Below are 17,811 nucleotides of genomic sequence, written 5' to 3' on the forward strand. Positions count from 1 at the left end.
GACTCGAATACTGAAGAACACTCAACAAGGATTACCCATGACTGACACCACACAGGCACGCGACGGCGGAAGCACTATCCTGCCAGCGTATTTCGGTGAATTCGGCGGACAGTTCGTCGCCGAGTCTCTGCTTCCGGCACTCGACCAGCTCGAGCAGGCATTCGTCGACGCGTGGAACGACGACCAGTTCATGGATGAATACCGCGGGCTACTGCGGGATTACCTAGGACGCCCAACGCCACTGACTGAGGCACGGAACCTGACAAAGGACAACGAGTACGCCCGTATCTTCCTCAAACGCGAGGACTTGGTTCACGGTGGCGCACACAAGACGAATCAGGTGATCGGCCAAGCCTTGCTGGCCAAGAAGATGGGCAAGACGCGCATCATCGCTGAGACCGGTGCCGGCCAGCACGGCACCGCCACGGCGCTAGCGTGCGCTCTGATGGGTCTCGACTGCGTCATTTACATGGGCGCCAAGGACATGGAGCGCCAAGCACCGAATGTCTACCGCATGCGACTGATGGGCGCAGAGGTCATCGGCGTGGACTCCGGCTCCGGCACCCTCAAGGACGCCGTGAACGAGGCACTTCGAGATTGGACCGCGACCTTCCACGAGTCCCACTATCTGCTCGGCACCGCGGCCGGCCCGCACCCGTTCCCGACGATCGTGCGTGAATTCCACAAGGTCATCTCGGAAGAGGCCAAGGCCCAGATGCTGGACCGGACGGGCGCGCTACCGGATGTCGTAGTCGCCTGCGTCGGCGGCGGCTCCAATGCCATCGGCATGTTCGCGGACTTCATCGACGAGGAATCAGTGCAACTCGTCGGCACGGAACCGGGAGGGGAGGGCATGGACTCCGGCAAGCACGGCGCCGCGATCGCCGCGGGGACCGTGGGCATCCTCCACGGGACGAAGTCGTACTTGATGCGCAACCCGGACGGCCAGATCGAAGAGTCCTACTCCATTTCGGCGGGCCTCGACTACCCGGCTGTCGGGCCGCAGCACGCGCACCTGGCCAAATCTCGCCGCGCACAATACGTCCCTGTCACCGACGGCGATGCCCTGCGCGCCTTCCAGCTTCTGTCCCGTAAGGAGGGCATCATCCCTGCGCTCGAGTCCTCCCACGCACTCGCGTACGCGCTGCAGCGCGCCGACGAGGCAACGGACGCCAAACAGCCGGTCACCATCCTCGTCTCGCTATCCGGCCGCGGCGACAAAGACGTCGCTCACGTGCAACAGGCGCTCGAAGAGCGCCCGGAATACGTACTGAACACAACGAAGGAGAAATAATGTCCCGTTTCACCGCGCTGTTTGATACTCTGCGCGCCAAGAACGAAGGCGCATTCGTTCCCTTCGTCATGCTCGGCGACCCGACGGCGAAAGAAGCCGTCGACATCATCGACACGCTTATCGACGCCGGTGCCGACGCTCTCGAACTCGGCATCCCCTTCTCCGACCCTGCGGCCGACGGCCCAACCATTCAAAAATCGCATCTGCGAGCGTTGGACGGGGGCGCTTCCGTGGATACGTGCTTCGAACAGATCCGTGAGATTCGCCGCCGCCACCCGGACGTGCCAATCGGGATGCTCGTGTACGCGAACGTCCCGTACGTCCGCGGGCTGGATTCGTTCTACAACGAACTCCATGAAGCGGGCGCCGACGCAGTCCTCATCCCCGATGTCCCCGTCCGCGAAGGAGCGCCCTTCATCGAGGCGGCGACCGCCGCCGGAATCGACCCTGTCTTCATCGCCCCAGCTCAGGCACGCCCTGAAGTGCTCGAAGGCGTGGCCGCGCACTCCCGCGGCTACATTTACGCCGTGTCCCGCGACGGAGTGACTGGTGCCGAGCGCGAATCCCAAACGCAGGGGCTTGCCGACGTCGTCTCCAACATCTCCTCCTACAACGGCGCCCCCGTTCTGCTAGGATTCGGCATCTCAACTCCGCAGCACGTGGCCGACGCCATCGCCGCAGGTGCAGCTGGCGCCATCACGGGCTCCGCGATAGCTAAAATCATCGACACCCACGTGGACTACAACCACCCGAACCCCGGGTCCGTCCGCGACATGGGGGCCCTGACGAAGGAGCTCCGAGAGTACGTTGGCACCATGAAGCAAGCTACGATGAAGCCATGATTGGCACCCCCTCCTCGTTCTCCACATCGTCAGCGTCCTCCGCATCATCAGCGTTCTCCGCTGCCAGTAGTTCTAACGTCGGCATGGGCCCCGTACGGTCTCAATCCTGCTCGCGCCGCGCGTTCCTGCTCGGAACCGCCACCACATTCGCTGGCGCATTCATCGCCGCCTGTGGCAAGGCGCCATCAGCCGAGGTTGCCGCCACACAGGTACCCGTCGGCAGCGCAGTCATCGTGGACAAGATCATCATTGCCCAGCCGGCGGAGGGCCAGTTCGTCGCGTACTCGACCACCTGTCCTCACCAGGGAAGCCCGATCACGCAGGTGGAAGGAAACACGGTGCGATGCCCGTCCCACGGCTCCGTTTTCGACATCGCCACCGGCCAGCCCGTTTCCGGCCCTGCTACTTCAGCTATGACGACCGTGCCCGTGAGTGAGAACGGTGGCACGGTCACCGCGGGTGAGGCATAAAAGGAGGGATTTTTGATGACCTTGTTTGTGAAGACGATCTTCGTCGCCCCCGACGGATCCGGTCTGGTCAATGTGGCCGAGCTCGAGGAGATCGATGACACCCGAACTGCCTGCCGCATGGTCCGCATGATCGAACTCACCCCAGACAATTCCATTGTCGGCGCTGTCATCGACGGCCGGGTGCACGGCAGTGCGAATATGCCCCTCGATGTCGTCCCGCATCCAGACAGGCTCGCGGAATTCCAAGACATCGAACACCAAGTACTTAAGCCGCAGGAATTCGCCGGACTTTGGGCTGAGGCGCAAACCCTCTTCCCGGATCTGCGAGATTAACCGGTTTAGGCGGACCGGTTTAGGCGGATCTGACAGATCTGCGGGATCTCTTGCACTCTTCCAACCGAAACACCGTTGTTTCTGAGGCTGCGGGAGATCCTTAGAACGGGGGCATGTCGTCTACCTCTGCTTGGGCGTTCAGCATCGGCGTCTGTGATTCCTCATCCACCTCCTCCGGCGGCTCGGGGCGGAAGGGGAATTCCATCCCGAATTCCCTCTCCAATTCGGTGATCGCCTCCAAGCATTCCTCGTGTGTCATGGGCGCTGGATCAGGCGATTCGCCAGTGAGTTCTCCACTATTCGCAGCTTTTTCGTTGGTGGGGCGGGGGAGGTGGGTGGGTCGGTTTCAGGCTCTCTGGATTCAGGTGGTCTCGCTGCAGTCATGGCAGTGGCTTTCAGTGAGTGCATCGGCTGGTTTCATAGAACACTCTTTCACACAGGTGTAACCATTCTGCTGGATAACGGTCACCAGTTAGCTTGATTATTCGATTCTGAAGGCAAAAAGCCAGCTCATCCCTGTGGATAACTCAATGTTTTCGAACGGCACCTAACAGAAACGTCAGCGTCCCAGGCCGATTAGACGCGGAGGACCAGGTGCTCAGCCCCCGGCAGCGAAGCGCTCCCCCTAACTGCACGCCAGAAACCCAGCGCAGTTAGCGGGGAGCAATTCAGAATAGACCCTCAAAGGTCCCCAATTTAGGGGGATGCCTCAAAACTAGTGCGGCAGAAGCGCGTCGAGCTGACGAAGAGCGTCCGCATGCATGCGATCCAGATCAGCGGCGGACGGAATCTGGATCAGACCGGCCTAGTTCGCTGCAAACACGCCGCCCAGCAGACCCGCCAGAACGCCGGCAGCGATCCAGAGGTTCAGGCCTGTACCCATCCGGTACCCCTGATGTGCATCCCACTTCAGAGAGCTGCCGATCACCTTGTTCAGGGCCTCCTTGGACTGGTACTTCCCCCAGTTGGCATTTATCTCTGGGTAGTCCTCCCCTTCTTCCCGCAGAGATTCCGGGATCTCGAGGTCGTAGATGCCCTTGATCAGCGGGGAGAAGAAGCCCATGCGAGTGGCTTTGCCCCACGCGTCCTCGAGCCCCTGGTCGTCAGCGAAGCTCGAGTGCTCGGCCATGTGAGAGGGGGAGCTTAGCTCCAGCATGGGCTTAATGGAGCTGCCTTCATCTTTGATCGGGCGCTCTTCACCAGCGTGTGCAGGTGCTGCGCCCGCGATGAGAGAAACGGACAGAACTGCGGCAACGATACGGCGCTTCATCATGACTCCTTGGGCAAAAGGCTTCCGGCACAGCAAGCATAAGACTTCATCCCAGATGAAGCAGCACGTACATAGAAAATTCACCCACGTAACACGCAGATTTCGCTTATCGACGTTTCAGCCGCGCCACCAGAGCTCAAACGCGGCGGCGTGTGGATGGGTGGCAGGGCTGGGTGGCGCGGCTGAGGGGCGGGTCAACAACGGGGCTAGAGAACGAGATTGACGAGGGCCGTGTAGATGACGGTGCCCCCGAGAATTGATAGTCCAGCACGGCGCTGCCAGGCGTGGAGCAGAAGCGTAATGCCGGCGGCCAGGAGCGCGGCCCCGATCCCGCCGGGGTTGTCGCGGGTGCCGGAGAGGGTGTAAATGACAAGAACTGTCAGAAGGATGGTGACGATGGCCACGGGGATGAGCACGGCGGCGACCATGCCGAGAGAGACACCGGTTGGAAGGCCCATCGTTATCCTTCACGGCTCCCGCCGGGCTGGGCGTGGGGGTCTGCGTGCGGGCGGAGCTCCAGGGCGCGGTCGACACCCGGGAGTGCGTAGCGCAGGAGAAGGACGAGGAAGTAGGCGGTCAGCGCGACCATGAGGACCCAGCTGGGGGCGAGCACGGCGACGACCACGGCGATGGCTGTGGCGGTCAGGGGCAGGGAGAAATCCTTGTTCGAGGTGAAGGACTCGTAGGCGAGCACCACGAAGAGGGCGGTGAGGGCGAAGTCCATGCCTTTGACCTCCGGCGGGATGACCACCCCCAGAAGCGCGCCAGCGATTCCGGGAAGGACCCACAGAAGCTGGCAGACGATCTGCACGGTAAGGATGCGTGTGCCGGACAGGCTGGCGCGGGTGGACGGGGGGAGGGAGGAGATGACGGCGTAGGTTTCGTCGGTGAGCGCGTATGTGGAATACGCGCGTCCGAGCAGTGACGAAATGCGGTGGCGGGGGAATGTGAGCCCGTAGAAGATGTGGCGGAAATTCACCATGAACCCGGTGACAGCGGCGGACATGGGGCCGACACCCGCGGTGACGAGCTGAACCGCAAGGAATTCCATCGAGCCGGCGTAAATCACCACCGAGAAGATGGGGGTCCACCACCAGGCGAAACCTGCCTGTGTCATGACCAGGCCGAACGCCAGGCCGAGGGGAATGAGACCCAGGCCGACAACCCAGAGGTCCTTCAACGCGGCGCGGATCTCCTCACCCATGCACTAGTTGTCCTCGAGGTCCGCGGGGAACGTGGAGAACAACGGCAAAGGCATCGGCTGGCGGCGCAGCACGTCGCTGTACAGATCGGATGCGGCAGGGGCGATCACATCGGTGGGGAGGGCAGGGGCGACGTACCAGTCGCCGCGTTCGATCTCCTCGTCGAGCTGCCCCGGAGCCCATTCGGCGTAGCCGGAGAAGACACGCATGCCTTCAAGCAGGCCGGCGACGCTTGCAGGTTCCGCCTGCAGATTCACATGAACCAGGCGGTTAGCCAGCCGGGTAAACTCCGGGTGGTCCTCGATGACGGTGCCGGTGGCGGTCATCCCGACAGCGATCGCGGCCTGGGGGCGCAGCGGGCCACCAATGTAGAGGGCCTGGGGCTTTGCCACCTCAGGCAGCCACTCGGGCAGGACGGAGTGGACTGCCACTTCGCTGCGGCGGTTGAGGATGACGCCGAAGGTGGCGTCGGGGGAGACGTCGATAAGCAAAATGACGGTGCGGGCGAAGTCTTCGGCGAGCATGCCCGGCGCGGCGACCAGCAGCATGCCGGGCGCCGGCGTTTCGCGTTCGAGCGCGGTGAACAAGCGGTCCGCGTAAAAGAACTCAGCCATTTTCCTTCTCCCACCAAGCCTTGAGCTCCGCAACCGCCTCATCGTGGTCGAGCTCGCCACGCTCGAGGCGCAGGTCCTTCATATACTTCCAGGCTTTACCCACCCCGGGGCCTGGTTTGAGGCCCAGAATCTCCATGATCTCGTTGCCGTCAAGGTCGGGGCGAACGCGGGCGAGGTCCTCCTTGGCGGAGAGATCCGCGATGCGCTCCTCAAGCTGGTCGTACGTGCGCTGCAGGCGGGCGGCCTTCTTCGGATTGCGCGTGGTGCAGTCGGCGCGGACGAGCTTGTGCAGGCGGGGGAGGAGATCCCCCGCATCCGTGACGTAGCGGCGCACAGCCGAATCGGTCCACTGGCCCTCACCGAAACCGTGGAAGCGCATGTGCAGATAGACGAGCTGCCCCACATCCTCGATGACGTGCTTCGGGTATTTCAGCTTGCGCATGCGCTTGCGGGTCAGCTTCGCCCCGACAACCTCGTGGTGGTGGAAGGACACCCCGCCGCCGGGCTTGAGTTCGCGCGTGTCCGGCTTGCCGATGTCGTGGAGCAGCGCCGCCCACCGCAACTTCAGGTCGGGGCCCTCTTCCTCGAGGTCCGTGGCCTGACGCAGCACGGTGAGGGAGTGGGCGTAGACGTCCTTGTGCTGCATGTGCTCGTCGCGCTCGAGCTGGAGCGCCGGGACCTCGGGCAAGATGTGGTCCGCCAAACCGGTCTCCACCAGCAGGTCAATGCCCTCCCACGGCTGCAGGCCCAGCATGAGCTTGTCCAACTCCGCCTGGACGCGCTCGACCGTGATGCGGGTGATCTCCTCCGCCATGTCCGTCATGGCCTGTTTGACGCGGGGGCTGACGGTGAAGCCCAACTGCGACACGAAACGGGCCGCGCGCAGCATGCGAAGAGGATCGTCGCGGAAGCTCACCTCGGGCGCCTGGGGGGTGTCCAGAACACGGTCGAGAAGGTCCTTCAAACCGTCGACGGGATCGTGGAAGTCCAGCTTGAGCGTTGCAGCTCCGTCGGCGGCGGTGGAGGGGACAAGTTCGATCGCCATGGCGTTCGCCCGGAAATCGCGGCGGACCAGGTCTCCCTCGATGGTGTCGCCGAAGGTGACTTCGGGGTTCCGGGTCACGCCGTCATACAGATCGGCACGGAAGGTAGTCACCTCCACCTGCTGGCCCAGCTTCACGGTAGACACCGTTCCGAATTGAATGCCGGTGTCCCACACAGCCTCGCCCCAGTCCGTCAAAATCGCCTTGATGGTCTCGGGCCGGGCTGAGGTGGTGAAGTCCAGATCGTGGCCCAACCGGCCCAGCATCGCGTCGCGCACGGGCCCGCCGACGAGGTAGAGGGACTCGCCCTGCGCCGCGAACGCCGCGGCGAGCGGCCCGAGCAGATCAGCGAGCTCGCTTACCGCGCTCTCCGCACGGGCCAGCAAAGCGATGAAAGCTGTCGGATCCCCCTTCTCCGGCAGGTTGAACAGCTCCGCTGGGTCGGTGGAATTCGTCGCACTGTTCATCATGCTGTTCATCGGCGTGGTCACCCGCACAACCTTACAGCCCCGCACAAACCCGGGATGCCGGGTCTCAAGTACCACACAGGCACCAGGGCCGGATACGATTCAAGGGATGGCTCCGCACACCTCCGGCGACTCCGATTCGCCGCAGAACTCTACGCGCAAGCGCAAACGCCGCCGGCGCGCGTCGAGCCACGCCCAAAACAAGGGCAGCAACAGTGCCGCCAGCAGCTCCAACGCGGGCAACCCTCACGCCAGCGACTCCAGCGGCAACGGAAGGAACAGCGGCAGCACCAAGAACAACAACAAGAACCGCAACCGCCGCAAGCACCGCGGGGGCAACAACAACCAGCGTCGCCAGGGCGGCAACCAGAAGAATAACCAGCGAGGCGGCCAGAGGAACCGAGGCGGCGGCACCAATAAATACCGGAAGCCGCAGCAGCATGCTGCGCACACCTCGCAAAACATGGAGACCCGCGACGAGACCAGTGCAGGTGGCCTCGTCGTCTCCGGCATGGCAGAAGCCGTCGCCCCCGACGGTTCCGTGGACCTGTCGCAGATTTACGTTGCACTCATCGGGCGGCTCGATCGCCGCGGCCGCCTGCTGTGGTCCATGCCCAAAGGCCACGTCGAGCAGGGCGAGCATCAGTGGGACACCGCACGCCGCGAGGTCTGGGAGGAAACCGGCATCATCGGCGAACCGTTCGCGGAGCTGGGCACCATCGATTACTGGTTTGTGTCCAACGGGGTGCGCATCCACAAGACGGTTCACCACAACTTGCTGCGTTACGTCGACGGCGTTCTGAACGACGAGGACCCGGAGGTCACCGAGGTTGCTTGGGTGCCGGTCAGCGAACTGATCGAGCATTTGGCGTACGCGGACGAGCGGAAATTGGCCCGCACCGCCTTCGACAAAATGCCGGTTTACGCGCGGGCGGAAAAGGAAGCGGGAAGGACCACTCCCCGGTGACGGCCCGGCGCACACATCGGGCAGCCGCGGTGCTCGCTGCGGCGGCGCTCGCATGCGCACCACTGGGCACAGGAGTGCCAGCAACTACCGCCGTGGAGCCCGTTCCGCTCAACCCGCACGACCCTGCAGTCGCGCACGAGTGGATCAACCCGACCATTCGCCCGGACGACGGAAAGCAGGGACTCACGCTTTCGCTTATCGACGCACCACCGTCAACCCCCTCCGGCACCCCCGTTTCCGTCACCGTGCGCATCCGAAACGAGTCTGAAACAGAGGCGTCCGGTCTGACCATTGCTCCGTTGCAGGGCCCGGCATCCGGGTCGGTGGCCGATGCACGAGCTGCCACAGTCGCGGCGATTTCCGAATACAGGCCCGCCGGCGACGAGGTCGACGTACCCGCCTTAGAGCAGGGTGAAGAGACCGACGTGACAATCACAATCGCCACTGACAGGCATCCAGCGACCACCACGCTGCCCATGATGCTCGTGCTGGCGCAGGACGGCATGCGACTGGATACCGAGCGGTGGCATATGACGACAACGGGCACCGAGCCCGCACCGTCGCTGACACCGGCCGGAATGAGCGTGCTGTTTCCTATCTCCGCACGGGTGGACATCGTGCCAGGGGAAACCGGAGAAGCACCGAACCGGCCGCCACTGATCCTTTCGTCCGAGAACCTGGCCGATCAGCTCGCCCCCGGGGGGCGGCTCGACGCTCTGGTGGACACGTACACCGAAGCGATGCAGGACAACGGTGCGCGCGCGGCAACCTGCTTGGCCGTTGACCCGGCGCTGTTGGACACCGTCGAGCGCATGGGTGAGGGATACACGGTAGATGAGGACCGGCCAGCGCCCGGGCTGAACCGGAAACGCCTACGAGACTCCTGGGGCAGCGACGACACCAGTGCCGGCTCCGAACCGGGCACCGGATCCGATCACGCCAAAGCATGGCTGACCAAGCTGCGCGCCGCCGCCAACGACAATTGCACCGTGGCATTGCCGTGGGCGAACGCGGACTTGAACGCTGTGGCGCGCACCGGCGACACCTGGCTCATGCGCGAATCCCTGGAGCGCGGCCCCTTCACCCTGGAACGTGTGTTGCAGACCCCCGTACTGCGCAACGTGGTCGTGCCCGGCGCGGGGTACCTCATCCCCGAAGCCGCGCCGGGCATGGGCTGGGCCGACCTGAGCCGATCCACGCTGCCGGCAACGGGCATGCAATCGGAGTGGGAGCGCGACCAAGCGGCGCGGGCGCGCACGGCGGACGCCCCCGGCGGCCGTATCGAGGGGGAGCAGCGCAGCAACTTGGACAACCCGGCGCTGCCGGCTGCGGGGGAGATCACCGCACCGGCGCCAGGGGAGACGGTGCGGGTGCTGGTGGCCGGCAACACCGTTGGAACTTATTCCCGAAAAGTCTCGCTCAGCCCGGGAGTGGATGCGGTCACGTTCAACGAGGCGCTGGCATCTACCCTCGCCGCCACCGGGCCGCTGCCGGAGACCCCGGGATACTCGGACGAGAACCTGCGCTTTGATTTCACCCTAGACTCTCAGGCGGCCCGGGACCTGACTGCAGCGACTGCTGTGCGCACCGCAGCGCAATCGGTGGCGTCCTATAGGGAAGGGAACCAACCTGAGCTGGACCCCACCTTGGTCAACCCGCCCGCGTCATGGGAACCATCCACCGCCCGGGCAGTCATGGAAGCGGTCACCGCTTCGTTGACTGACCGCACTGCCGCGCCGATGGCGCTTGCGGACTACGTGCGGGCACCGGGGCAGGGGGAGCAGGGGGACGTCGATAAGCTGGGCGCCCCTGAATCCGACCCCGCGGAATTCACCGACACCGAGGTGCTCAATTCCGCGCAGCAAGCACGCTTCATCAACGACCTCACTGCTCTGCTAGCTAACGACGGTACGATCGCGCTGACGCGCTACGGGTATACGCTGCCATTGCGCAGCGATCTGCTGACAGCGCTGACCGTGACGCAGCGGCGCGCGTACAAAGGTTATGCGGAAGCAGAGAAACTCACGCGCGAGCGGTTGAACGGGGACCGGGACACCCTGTCGCAATTACGCTCCTCAATCGCACTCATCCCCCCGGGCAATGTTTACACCCGCACGTCTGCATCGTCGCCATTGCTCATCGTCGCGCAAAACGGCCTGCCTCTTCCCGTGGATGCGACGATTCTCTACCGCGGGCCGGACGGCGCCCTGCTGAACACCCCACCGAATTTCCGGATCCCAGCGCGGGGATCGCTGACTCTGCAGATGACAGCGGACCTGCCCTCGGACAAAGAGCGTACCGACCTGCAGCTATACCTGGCCACACCCCAGAACCAGCCGATCTCTCCGCCGGTGAGGATCGGGGTGCAAACGGCGGGGGCGTCGATGAGCAACTTGTTTCTGGTGTCGCTGCTGGCTGGACTGTTCGTGCTCGCCGTCACCGCGCAATTGGGGAAACGCCGACGGGATAGAGATTCCAGGCAAGCCGACTAACATACCCTTGACCCAGAATTCCTAGGATGGTCTCAGGGCAGTTTCACCCAGATTCAACTTGAGCCACGCAGTCCGGGATTCGTTCGAGGTGCAATTGCAGACTATTTCCGGGACCAAGGTGAGCGTGTCATGGTGGACCAGCCCGTAGCGGCGTCGGAGGACGAAAAACAAACGAGCGACAGAGCTGTCGTCCGGTCCACCGGTTCCATGGCCGTGGCCACACTGATGTCGCGCATCACCGGGTTCATCCGCACGGTGATGATCACCTCGGCGCTCGGCGGCGCAGTCGCTTCCGCATTCAACACCGCCAACACCCTGCCGAACATGATCACAGAGATCGTGCTCGGCTCCGTGCTCACGGCATTGGTTGTGCCCGTGCTCGTGCGCGCGGAGAAGGAGGACCCCGACCGCGGCGAAGCCTTCATCCGGCGGTTGTTCACGCTGACAATCACTCTGCTGACGGCCGTCACCGTGATCACCGTTGTCGGGGCGCCGCTTCTCACCGAGGTGATGTTGAAGGAAGGCGGGCACGTCAACCTGGTGCAGGCGACGTCCTTTGCCTACCTCCTGCTTCCGCAGATCATGTTCTACGGCCTGTTCTCCTTGTTCATGGCCATTCTGAACACCAAGGAAGTGTTCCGCCCCGGGGCGTGGGCGCCGGTGGCGAACAACCTGGTCTCCATCGGCGTCATGCTGCTGTACATGGTCCTGCCGGGGCAACTCGACCCGGCGGAGCACACAGGGGTGACCGACCCGCACATTCTGTTGCTGGGATTGGGAACCACGCTCGGTGTGGCGGTGCAGTGCCTGATCATGCTGCCGGCACTACGGCGGCTGAATATCGACCTGCGCCCTCTGTGGGGCATCGATGAACGCCTGAAACAGTTCGGCGGAATGGCCCTGGCAATTGTCACCTACGTGGCCATCTCCCAGGCCGGCTACATCATCAACAACAGAATCGCCTCGGGCGTGGACAGCTCCGCCCCCGTCATCTACATGCAACACTGGCAGCTGCTGCAGGTGCCCTACGGCATTGTGGGTGTAACGCTGCTGACCGCCATCATGCCGCGGCTATCCCGAAACGCCGCTGACGGGGATGACGAAGCGGTGGTGCGCGACCTGACGCTAGGCACGAAGCTGACGTTCCTCGCGCTCATCCCGATCATCATTTTCATGACGGCGTTGGGGCCCGACATCGGTAACGCGTTGTTCGGCTACGGCAACTTCACCAACCAAGAAGCCCGCACACTGGGTATGACGCTCAGCTTCGCCGCTTTCACCCTCATCCCGTACGCCTTGGTCATGCTGCACCTGCGCGTCTTCTATGCACGCGAGGAAGCATGGACGCCGACCTTCATCATCGCCGGCATCACGCTGACCAAGGTCGTGCTGGCGCTGCTGGCGCCCACGGTTGCGTCGCGCCCCGACCAGGTGGTCGTCCTGCTCGGTGCTGCGAACGGCTTCGGTTTCGTGGCCGGTGCGCTCATCGGCGCTTTTCTGCTGCGACGCAAGCTCGGCTCACTGAATTCCGGGTCGGTTCTGCACACCTCCGTGTGGGCCGCTGCCGCCGGTCTCGCGGGAATCGCAGCCACCTTGCTCGTGCGCTTCCTGCTCCACCTCATCCCAGGCGGCATGCCGGGCCTGGCCGTCGCACTTGGCCGACGTGACTCCTTCGGCCTGCTGCTGGAGATCCTCATCCTCGGCGCGGTGTTCGTCATTGCCACAGGCATCGCCCTGTCCTTTTCCAACCTGCCGGAGGTGCGAACCCTCGGCGCCGCCCTCGCCCGCATCCCGGGCCTGGGCCGCATCGTGCGCACCAAGGAATCCGACCAATTCACTGTCGGGGAAGTGGACCCCCAAGAAGTCTCCTCCCAGTTCTTGGTCTCCGACACGTTCAACACGTCACCTGTCCCGCCACCGATGTCCGCTGGCGTGGTCCGCGGCCCGCGTCTCGTGCCCGGCGCGGCCGTGTCCGACGGCCGCTTCCGCCTCCTGCGCGACTACGGGGCAAGCTCGTCCGCCCAGTTCTGGCAGGCCCGGGAGCAAAGCACCGGACGGATGGTCGCGCTGACTTTCGTGGACACCTGCGGCGCAGCCCCGCTCGCGCCTGTGAACCCGCGTCAGGCGGCACTGGACGCAGCCGGTGTCTGCCACCGCACCAGCCAACTGCATCAACTGAACTTGCCCGCCGTTGCACCAGTCATTGAGACGATCCGGTACCGCACCGGATGTGTCGTCGTGGCGGAGTGGGTTCCTGGCTCCGACCTGAAGACCGTCGCCGATGCCGGGGAACCGCTCCTGGACCAAGCGGTCGCCGCCGCGATGGTGCCGCTCACAACCTCCATCGCCCAGGCGCACGAACAGGGAGTACCGCTCGGACTGGATAACCGCAACCGCATGCGTGTCAGCGATGACGGCACGGTGATCCTCGCGTTCCCCGCGGTGTTGCCCACCGCAGCCACCGGCAACGATGATGCCGCGTACGCCTTCGCCCTCGAACTTCTTGCGGGGGCAGCCGGGACCGAAGCCTTGGCAGAGGTCATCCGCGACGCCCGTTCTGAACAGACCGATTACCGCAGGATTGGAGAGTCCCTCTCCGCCATCGCCCGTGAAGCCGCACCGAGCAAGCTCGTGCGGGAACCGGAGCAGGATCCGGTGGACACCCAACACACGCCGCGTCGAGCTGGTTTCGGCGCGAAGGGAGTGGGCACATTGGGCACAGCCGGGCTCGTAGCCGTGGCAATCACGGCGGTGGTGCTCGTCGCCGCGCTGACGATGTACCTGGTCGGCTTGTTTAGCAACCGCCCGGATTCGCCGATCACCAGCGAATCCGCGCGCGACGGCGCCGAACACGTCTCGGAAGGCATTGAAAATGCTCCGCACGGCAAACTGCCCGTCATCATTGCGCCGCTGACAGCCAACGCCTGGGGCGACGCATCCGACACGGCCAAGAGCACGGACTTCGCCGCACTGGTGGACGGCCAAGACAGCACCACAGCCTCCGCGTCACCCGGGGAGAAAATTCTGCTCACTCCCCAGGACAGCAACCCGTTCGTGCCGGAGGAAATCAACATCGATTCCGCCACCGGCGGATTGGATTACACCGTCTACGCCGTAGACGAACAGACCCAGAACTACACGGACGTCAACCACCTGCGCATTCTGGCCACCGGCACCGTGAAGGACGAGCGCACGACCATCGACATCGAAGATCACCCAACCGTCACCGGCCTCGTCGTCTCCTTCACCTCTGCGGACCAGGGGGACGGAGAAAATAACGGAAAGGATGCGAAGGCCGCCGTCATCCGCGACGTCACCGTCATCGGATCGCGCATGCGGTGACACCTGCGCACTGAAGTGCGCACCACTGGCGGGCGGCACCCGACCATGCCGGGCAGAATGGACACCGCACCATTCATCGGGGACTTGTTCGGGGGACGAGGACGCATGACGCACAGTCACGGCCGGTTGGCGCGCACTTACCGGCAAAACGCTCAACGTAAACAGCAACAGCGGGAAAAGACAGATAAAGCACTGGTCAAGGACTATGTCGCGGGGGACCACCAGGCATTCGCCATCCTCGTCCACAGGCATAAAAAGCAGATGATGGCGGTAGCCAAACGCTACGCGCACAACGAACAGGACGCCCAAGACATCGTCCAAGATGCCCTGTTCAAAGCCGCGCGCAACATGCACACCTTTCGCTCCGAATCCGCGTTGACCACATGGCTCCACCGTCTCGTGCTCAACGCCGGGTACGACCACGCGAAACGCGCAGATAACAAGAGGCAGCACGCCAGCCTCGACGACTCGGAGAAGGTCGACCAAGACGCAAACCGGTACCTCGCGCACGATCCGCTGGGCAACCTCGACCGCTTGCTCGCGCTCCGCCAGGCCATGAGTCAACTTCCGGCCGCGCAACGCAGGGCTTTAATGCTTATCGACGTCGCGGGCCACTCCATCAACTCCGCCGCCAACCACCTGGGCGTCCGCCCGGGAACTGTGAAATCACGGCGCAACCGCGCGAGAAAGGCGCTAACGGAATCCATGGGCAGTTAACTACACTGGCATCCATGACTGAGCCGAATGTGCCCAATGTGCCGAATGTGCCGAACGCACCAAGTTTTCCCACCGCCAACGCACTGGGCGGTTTCAACGCCGCGCCGGAAACCGCTGCGACCGAACAGATGAAGGAAGCTGCGGAACACAACGGTGCGGAGGACAGCAGCTCCACGGTGCACGACGTCATCGTCGTCGGTTCCGGCCCCGCCGGCTACACCGCGGCACTGTACACCGCGCGCGCGGACCTGAAACCGCTTGTTTTCGAAGGGTACGAGTACGGCGGCGAACTGATGAACACCACTGAGGTGGAGAATTTCCCCGGCTTCCAGAACGGCATCATGGGCCCTGACCTGATGATGGAGATGCGGGCCCAAGCCGAGCGCTTCGGTGCCGATCTGCGCGCTGACCAGGTGGACCGGGTGGAACTCGAGGGCGAGATCAAGAAGGTCTTCGTCGGCGACGAGGAATTCCAGGCTCGCTCGGTCATCCTGGCCACCGGCGCCGCACCGCGCCACCTGGGCATCCCGGGTGAGCAGGAGCTCACCGGACGCGGCGTGTCCACCTGTGCGACGTGCGACGGTTTCTTCTTCAAAGACCACCACATTGCAGTTGTCGGCGGCGGCGATTCCGCCATGGAGGAAGCCACATTCCTCACCCGCTTCGGCTCCAAGGTGACCGTCATTCACCGCCGCGACGAATTCCGCGCCTCCCAGATCATGCTCGACCGCGCGAAGGAGAACGACAAGATCGAGCTCCTCACCGATTCGGTCGTCGAAGAGGTTCTTCAAGACGGCGGTAGCGTCGCTGGCCTGCGCATCAGGAACACGAAGACGGGGGAGGAGTCCACGTTGGATGCCACAGCGATGTTCGTCGCCATCGGGCACGACCCGCGTTCGAGCTTCCTCGACGGCCAGGTGACCACGGACGCGGAAGGTTACGTCACTGTGGAACAGCCCAGCACAAAGACCTCTGTTCCGGGTGTCTTCGCCGCCGGCGACCTCGTGGACAACTACTACCGCCAAGCCATCACCGCTGCCGGCTCCGGTTGCCGCGCCGCCATCGATGCCGAGCACTACCTCGAAAGCCTCTAGGGACGAAGCCCCAGCGAACGCAGGAAAGACAGAGCAGAAACGACTATGACTAACACCATCGACATCACTCAGGACACCTTCAAGTCGGAGGTCGTCGAATCCGACGTGCCAGTCATCGTGGACTTCTGGGCACAGTGGTGCGGACCGTGCAAGAAACTCTCCCCGATTTTGGACGAAGTGGCAGCCGAACTCGGCGACCAAGTCAAGGTAGCCAAAGTGAACGTGGACCAGGAGCGCACCCTGGCCGCGATGTTCCAGGTCATGTCCATCCCGAACGTCCTCATCTTCAACGGCGGCCAGAAAGTCGACGAGTTCGTCGGCGTGGTTTCCAAAACCGAGATCGTCTCCCGGCTGCAACCACACCTGTAGCCCGTCAGTGCTCAGGTATGCCGTTAGGCTCCTGAAGTAATAGTGGCAGTAAGATGAAACCGATCCTCAAGGCTCGTGGTCAGGAAGGTGACTTGTGTTAGGTACGTATCGGGTGGGCGACTCCAGCGCGCGCGTCGCCGAAGTCCGCTCGACCCTCGCACGCCTCGGGTTGCTCGACGACTTCACGGGCGATGTGGGCGAGTGGAACCGGCGCAAGTTTTCCCAGGACGAGATGTTCTTCGACGAGGAACTGAGCACCACGCTGAAAGCATTCCAGCAGGCTCGAGGCATCCTGCCGTCCGGTGAGATCGACGGCATCACGTTGCGCGAGCTGCGTCACGCCTCCTATACCTTGGGCGCACGCGCGCTGTCGTACCAGCCGAATCAGATTCTCGTGGGCGATGATGTCAGCCAACTGCAGAAGCAGCTGCAGGAACTGGGATTCTATTCTGGCCGGATCGATGGGCACTTCGGTCCCGACACCCACGCCGCCCTGTCGAACTACCAGCTGAATTACGGCATTCAAGATGACGGCGTCTGCGGTCCGGAAACCCTGCACGCGTTGAGTCTGCTGGGCCGCCGCATCACCGGCGGCTCCACCCAAGCAATCCGCGAACGCGAAGTGGTCCGCATGGCAGGGCCCCACCTGACTGGCAAGCGCGTGGTCATTGACCCGAATTTCAGCGCCGAAGAAATGGTCACTGTCCAGGGGCCATACGGGCAGATCACCGAGGAAGAAATCCTGTGGGACCTCGCCTCGCGCATCGAGGCACGCATGATCGCCGCCGGGATGGAGACCATCATGTCGCGTCCCCGCGGCGACAACCCGTCGGCTAAAGCGCGCGCGGACCTTGCCAATAGCTTCGAAGCGGACCTGCTGGTTTCCTTGCAGCTGGACCGCTACCAGAATGAGAAGGCCAACGGTGTCGCCACCTTCTACTTCGGTTCCGAACTCGGGGCATCCTCGATGACGGGCGAGATGCTCTCCGGATTCATTCAGCGCGAAATTGTCGCGCGCACGGATTTGGGGAACTGCTTCAACCACGGCCGCACGTGGGAGCTGCTTCGCATGACGCAGATGCCGTCTGTGGAAATCGTGCTGGGGTATGTGACCAATGCCCACGACATGGCCATTGTCACCGATCCGACCCAGCGCGATGCCATTGCCGAGGCCATCGTCGTCGCCGTCAAGAGGCTCTACCTGCTCGAGCAGGACAATCAGCCCACCGGAACCTACTCATTCACCGAGCTGCTGCGGCAGGAACAGGGTTAACCGTCGCTCAGTGAGCGCCCAG

Annotated in this window: 17 protein-coding genes; 11 read left to right on the forward strand and 6 right to left on the reverse strand. The window is 63.5% G+C overall.

Going from position 1 to position 17,811, the window contains the following annotated elements; genetic code table 11:
• The first annotated feature begins 37 nt into the window (after window positions 1–37).
• The 4 genes from trpB (at window position 38) to QYQ98_RS05835 (ending at window position 2,939) form a co-directional block, all read left to right on the forward strand.
• Entirely contained in the window at window positions 38–1,294 is a 1,257-nt protein-coding gene (gene trpB / locus QYQ98_RS05820) for a tryptophan synthase subunit beta (protein ID WP_302005964.1), read from the forward strand.
• A complete protein-coding gene (gene trpA / locus QYQ98_RS05825) occupies window positions 1,294–2,136 on the forward strand; it encodes a tryptophan synthase subunit alpha (protein WP_302005965.1) in 843 nt (280 codons plus the stop codon). The genes trpB and trpA overlap by 1 nt, the downstream gene beginning before the upstream one ends.
• An 83-nt stretch (window positions 2,137–2,219) precedes the next feature.
• Window positions 2,220–2,606 carry a Rieske (2Fe-2S) protein gene (locus tag QYQ98_RS05830; RefSeq protein WP_302007700.1) on the forward strand — a complete coding sequence of 129 codons (387 nt, stop codon included), beginning with the start codon at window positions 2,220–2,222 and terminating at the stop codon, window positions 2,604–2,606.
• Window positions 2,607–2,621: 15 nt separating this feature from the next.
• On the forward strand, window positions 2,622–2,939 hold the full coding sequence (locus QYQ98_RS05835) for a hypothetical protein (protein ID WP_302005966.1): 318 nt from the start codon (window positions 2,622–2,624) through the stop codon (window positions 2,937–2,939).
• Window positions 2,940–3,039: 100 nt separating this feature from the next.
• On the opposite strand, the gene QYQ98_RS05840 is transcribed toward QYQ98_RS05835, so the two are convergent.
• From QYQ98_RS05840 to QYQ98_RS05865, 6 genes are all read right to left on the reverse strand, one after another.
• Window positions 3,040–3,198 carry a hypothetical protein gene (locus tag QYQ98_RS05840; RefSeq protein ID WP_302005967.1) on the reverse strand — a complete coding sequence of 53 codons (159 nt, stop codon included), beginning with the start codon at window positions 3,196–3,198 and terminating at the stop codon, window positions 3,040–3,042.
• A gap of 546 nt (window positions 3,199–3,744) precedes the next feature.
• Entirely contained in the window at window positions 3,745–4,212 is a 468-nt protein-coding gene (locus QYQ98_RS05845) for a hypothetical protein (RefSeq protein WP_302005968.1), read from the reverse strand.
• Window positions 4,213–4,415: 203 nt separating this feature from the next.
• Window positions 4,416–4,667, reverse strand: a complete 252-nt coding sequence (locus QYQ98_RS05850; RefSeq protein ID WP_302005969.1) for an AzlD domain-containing protein — start codon at window positions 4,665–4,667, stop codon at window positions 4,416–4,418.
• A 2-nt stretch (window positions 4,668–4,669) separates the two neighbouring features.
• Entirely contained in the window at window positions 4,670–5,413 is a 744-nt protein-coding gene (locus QYQ98_RS05855; RefSeq protein ID WP_302005970.1) for an AzlC family ABC transporter permease, read from the reverse strand.
• Between the two features lie 3 nt (window positions 5,414–5,416).
• Window positions 5,417–6,025 carry a YqgE/AlgH family protein gene (locus QYQ98_RS05860; RefSeq protein WP_302005971.1) on the reverse strand — a complete coding sequence of 203 codons (609 nt, stop codon included), beginning with the start codon at window positions 6,023–6,025 and terminating at the stop codon, window positions 5,417–5,419.
• Window positions 6,018–7,547: a CCA tRNA nucleotidyltransferase gene (locus QYQ98_RS05865; protein WP_302007701.1), complete on the reverse strand. Its 1,530-nt coding sequence runs from the start codon at window positions 7,545–7,547 to the stop codon at window positions 6,018–6,020. The genes QYQ98_RS05860 and QYQ98_RS05865 overlap by 8 nt, the downstream gene beginning before the upstream one ends.
• A gap of 97 nt (window positions 7,548–7,644) precedes the next feature.
• On the opposite strand from QYQ98_RS05865, the gene QYQ98_RS05870 reads away from it, so the two are divergent.
• From QYQ98_RS05870 to QYQ98_RS05900, 7 genes are all read left to right on the forward strand, one after another.
• Window positions 7,645–8,502 carry an NUDIX hydrolase gene (locus QYQ98_RS05870; RefSeq protein WP_302005972.1) on the forward strand — a complete coding sequence of 286 codons (858 nt, stop codon included), beginning with the start codon at window positions 7,645–7,647 and terminating at the stop codon, window positions 8,500–8,502.
• The gene (locus QYQ98_RS05875) at window positions 8,499–10,994 is read left to right on the forward strand and encodes a hypothetical protein (protein ID WP_302005973.1); all 2,496 of its coding nucleotides are present in this window, start codon (window positions 8,499–8,501) and stop codon (window positions 10,992–10,994) included. The genes QYQ98_RS05870 and QYQ98_RS05875 overlap by 4 nt, the downstream gene beginning before the upstream one ends.
• 129 nt (window positions 10,995–11,123) lie before the next feature.
• Window positions 11,124–14,336: a murein biosynthesis integral membrane protein MurJ gene (murJ, locus tag QYQ98_RS05880; protein ID WP_302005974.1), complete on the forward strand. Its 3,213-nt coding sequence runs from the start codon at window positions 11,124–11,126 to the stop codon at window positions 14,334–14,336.
• 105 nt (window positions 14,337–14,441) lie between these two features.
• Window positions 14,442–15,053, forward strand: coding sequence for a sigma-70 family RNA polymerase sigma factor (locus QYQ98_RS05885; protein ID WP_302005975.1), 612 nt, complete (start codon window positions 14,442–14,444; stop codon window positions 15,051–15,053).
• Between the two features lie 128 nt (window positions 15,054–15,181).
• Window positions 15,182–16,147, forward strand: a complete 966-nt coding sequence (gene trxB / locus QYQ98_RS05890; protein ID WP_302007703.1) for a thioredoxin-disulfide reductase — start codon at window positions 15,182–15,184, stop codon at window positions 16,145–16,147.
• Between the two features lie 45 nt (window positions 16,148–16,192).
• A complete protein-coding gene (trxA, locus tag QYQ98_RS05895; RefSeq protein ID WP_302005976.1) occupies window positions 16,193–16,516 on the forward strand; it encodes a thioredoxin in 324 nt (107 codons plus the stop codon).
• A 94-nt stretch (window positions 16,517–16,610) separates the two neighbouring features.
• A complete protein-coding gene (locus QYQ98_RS05900; RefSeq protein ID WP_302005977.1) occupies window positions 16,611–17,789 on the forward strand; it encodes an N-acetylmuramoyl-L-alanine amidase in 1,179 nt (392 codons plus the stop codon).
• The last annotated feature ends 22 nt before the right edge of the window (window positions 17,790–17,811 follow it).

It is taken from the genome of Corynebacterium sp. P3-F1 (genome assembly GCF_030503635.1).
Lineage (GTDB): Bacteria > Actinomycetota > Actinomycetes > Mycobacteriales > Mycobacteriaceae > Corynebacterium.